Here is a 3,837-nt window from a genome sequence, read left to right on the forward strand (position 1 = left end):
ACACCTAAAACACACTGTATTGAGGCTTATAAAAAGAATATCTCAGCTCTTGCTTATCCAATTAGTAGAAACTTAAATAAGATTCTTCTACAGATTAAAATGGTATACTTGATCTCAAATAATTTTACCCCCGTTTTACGGTGGTTTTACGGTGGTTTTACGGTGGTTTTACGGTGGTTTTACGGTGGTTTTACGGTGGTTTTACGGTGGTAAAAAACACCTATACTTTTTATAATGTTTATTACCTTATTCAGATTAAACTGTTCATTTTAATCAATTTTTAAATAATAATCTTACTTTGTACAAATTTACCTTTAGTATATGTTCTTTTTCACGATAATTAAGAGATATGATTTTAACTACATTTTTCAAGGTAAAAAAAGCTACATTTATTCATGTTTTCACGAATAACCTACGACGGTAACTTAAAATGTTCCATTTAGAAGACCTAGATTGTTGCATGAAGCCATGTACAGGGTTTTCAACCGGTGGATATAAAGCGCCTATATAAGCACATTAGAGTACCACATTTTATTCGGATTTTTTACTTGTTTTTTACGGAGGGTATTTTCAACAAATGATATGCTAAATTTTTTTGTATACATTTTCCATTGACCAGTTTGACATGGAATTCAAGTTATATTATAATATTTGTTAAATAGATTATATAATGTACTTATGAGATTTTTAACATTGAAAAGATTTGTGCGCCTCCAAGGATTTATAAATATAAATAAAAATTAATTATATTACTGGAGGTAATGCGGAATGTTAAAAGAATATAACTACTTATACGAAGATTGCTACCTAATACTTTTCGAGAGTAAAGAAATACTACATATTGAATACATTGAGGAACTTGACTTAGTGGAAGACTTCATTTTAAAATGTCAAGAAACTGGCTTGATCCCATGTTTAGATATTAATCGTATTTAGAAGATTTATACAAATGACCATAAGAAATTATATATATTTTTTACTGCATGGGGGTTATCTTTATAGCTCCTATTTTTTTATGCAAACATATTAAACATATTAAATAGTATCCGAGAAGTTGCGTTCCACATCACCCAACAACCTTCATGTTGGCTTATATAAGCCATTCTAAAACACATCAGACAGTGTAACCCTATAGTACTGTTACAATCTTTCTAACACGATTACTGTTAATTTCATGCTACTTAATACTCATGTCATGCTATTAAGACTTCATAAGAGCCAACTACATTGGAATGCCAGGGAAATAATAAGTACTGGTCCTTTTCAGTTTTCCCCCTGCTATACCTACTTTTCATACTTATATTAAAATTCCACGTCAGCTGCAGAACTAATTATTAATATTTTCTGATGAGTTTTATTAATTTTCCATGCACCTATATGGGTGCTAATTTAAAAAAGCCCTTCGTTGAGAAGGACTTAGGATATTAGGGTAATTGCTTTATCAGTGTATATATTATCCGTAAATACATAATCCACTATTTGGACTTTACCTTTTTCTTTGTTTAGCAATATAAATAGGCCTGGTGTCTGAAGCATCATATTTTCTCCATTTTTAGGAGCTAGTATGTCAGCACTTTCCTCTACTGCCTTTTTAATTTTAGCTTTATCAATGTCCATTGGGTAGGATCTTTCACATATAAATTCGACTTTCATAATTTCCTCCTGATAGTTTTCTGGATTTGTAGTGATGGGTAGGGGTATACCCCCTAGTATCCTAATTCTTTATAACCACATATCTTATTTCAAAAGATTTAAATTTGGAAATAAGTTTGTAAGTACTATTTATTATCTCACTATACCTTAAATTCACGACTTCTTTAGAAAAATCATTTTGGAATGGTATTATTATAACATCCTCATCTAAATAAGCTTTAGGTAGACAGGTTATCTCTTTTAAATACCTCTAACACATCTTCTTTGGAAAGGGTAGAAATATTCTTTTGTTCTTCCTGTGATGTAGTAACTGTAGTTATACCTGTATAAGTATTAACTGATTTATTAGCAACCTTTGTTTCAAGGGTTGCGGAAACTTCTTCTTCTGATGAACCTGTTAACAATGTGGATAAGTGAGTTTGTACAACCTCTAAGCCCTCTGTTTCCAGTGCAACCCCTGTTTCAAGGATTGCGTGATTTTTATGTTTTTTAAATAATTTTTAGAAGACAAAGTATATATTAATTTATTATGAGCACCTATCGTTTTTAATAACAAAAAATAGATATAAGCACCGCTGCTACGATACTCATATCTATTATAATTTTATTAAATTTATCATATTTAAGTGTTTAAGCATTTGAAAAGCCTAATATTTGTATCTCTATTGTAGTTACAGTCATCAATATTCCAAAGATTGCATTTTGCACTTATAATTTTATTTTGTAGCCCTACTAGTTTTATTGTACTCATTGCCCAATGGGTGATCTAAACTATATTTATATTATCGCCAATTAGTACAAGCTTTATTCAGGATTTATAATATTTATGATATAATTATTATAGATTTTAATTTTAATATTTATAAACAATATAATATCATTTTATATTAAACGATATTATACGAAAGAGGTGATTTTAATGGGAGAACTTATGGATTTAATAAATAAAGCCACCTTAAATATAGAACCCAAATACATTACAAAATATACAGAATTAATTTCTGATGAAAAAGGTTATAAATGTTTTATTAGTGGTTTATCCTATGAGTTATTAAATAAAATTAATTTAAGTGATGCAGTTGAATATAATATAGAACAACTATTGCAAAATGTTAGTAGGAGTAGACGACGTACTAAAAAGAGGTGGTTAGAAGCTGAGTTTAAAAGTAATAGTAGTTTAATAGAAACTGTCCAATTAGCGGCCGCTGCAACTTTAAATAGGGATATTGCAATATTTAAGCTAACTTATAAAGTTAATACTTTAGATGAGTTAAAGAAACAAATGAGTAAAGAACAACAATATACAGATGATAAGATTATATCTTGGAGTAAAGACGATAGTTCATATTTTGTTGACTTTGAACATTTAAAATCTAAAACACGAAAACAACTCATTCCAGCTTTTCAATCTGATATTAAATTGGATATTGTTAAATATTTAAAGAATTATTTGTATCTAGATATTGGTATTTCTATGCCTGTTGTAATGTCTGATATCCCCATAGATATAGGCGGACGTAGAAAAGTTTCGTTATCTGATGCTAAAAGTGTAACACTTAATGTTAACAATAAGGAAGTTCTCTATTACCTTGACGTAGAAGAGTATAACGATACTCAAATAAATACATACATAGATTTAAAGTATGTAAAAAAGTACTGTTTAGATAATGCTTTTAAGCACATTAATGCAGTGGACAAAAAGATATTTAGTTATATATTATCAAAACGTAAATCGAATTTTTTTGAAACAAGAATTATAACTGTTGACCTCGTTGATATTGTAAAGTATATATTTGCATCTGCTGGAGCTAAAAACTATGACATTGTGAGAGAAAGTATTGATAAAATGAAACTTATAGACGTTCAGATTGTAGTTGATGGTAAATCGGGTGTATTATCTAATATATTTACAGAGGTTAGATATGATGAAATAAAGGTGGGTAAAACTATCCGATTTGGTAATACACCAACTATTACAATTAGCTCTTTAATAGTTGATGAATTAATTGAGGCCCAAACAATAATTATATACGGAGAAAAAGTTGCAGACATTTCTCCAGAAGCATTCTCGCTTGTTTGTGCTTTACAATGCAGAAGAATGAGGAGGTACGCTGAAAATCACAACCTAATTGAAGATATCCTGCACTACTCTTTTTTTCAGGTAAGCTTTAGATTAACTGATAA

Annotated in this window: 4 protein-coding genes; 2 read left to right on the forward strand and 2 right to left on the reverse strand. The window is 29.3% G+C overall.

Annotation, left to right across the window (positions count from 1 at the left end; all coding sequences use genetic code 11):
- The coding region (locus ACJAX4_RS22650; RefSeq protein ID WP_435791706.1) for a hypothetical protein at positions 1-213 on the forward strand (213 nt) is incomplete at its 5' end.
- Between the two features lie 1,203 nt (positions 214-1,416).
- Here the strand turns inward: ACJAX4_RS22650 and ACJAX4_RS22655 are convergent.
- Both ACJAX4_RS22655 and ACJAX4_RS22660 read right to left on the reverse strand, forming a co-directional pair.
- The gene (locus ACJAX4_RS22655) at positions 1,417-1,653 is read right to left on the reverse strand and encodes a hypothetical protein (RefSeq protein ID WP_435791708.1); all 237 of its coding nucleotides are present in this window, start codon (positions 1,651-1,653) and stop codon (positions 1,417-1,419) included.
- Positions 1,654-1,871: 218 nt separating this feature from the next.
- Positions 1,872-2,057 carry a hypothetical protein gene (locus tag ACJAX4_RS22660; protein ID WP_435791709.1) on the reverse strand — a complete coding sequence of 62 codons (186 nt, stop codon included), beginning with the start codon at positions 2,055-2,057 and terminating at the stop codon, positions 1,872-1,874.
- Positions 2,058-2,572: 515 nt separating this feature from the next.
- On the opposite strand from ACJAX4_RS22660, the gene ACJAX4_RS22665 reads away from it, so the two are divergent.
- Positions 2,573-3,837, forward strand: a 1,265-nt coding sequence (locus ACJAX4_RS22665; protein ID WP_435791710.1) for a hypothetical protein, incomplete at its 3' end; no start/stop codon positions are given.

It is taken from the genome of Clostridium sp., assembly GCF_051278035.1.
Taxonomy (GTDB): domain Bacteria; phylum Bacillota; class Clostridia; order Clostridiales; family Clostridiaceae; genus Clostridium_AD.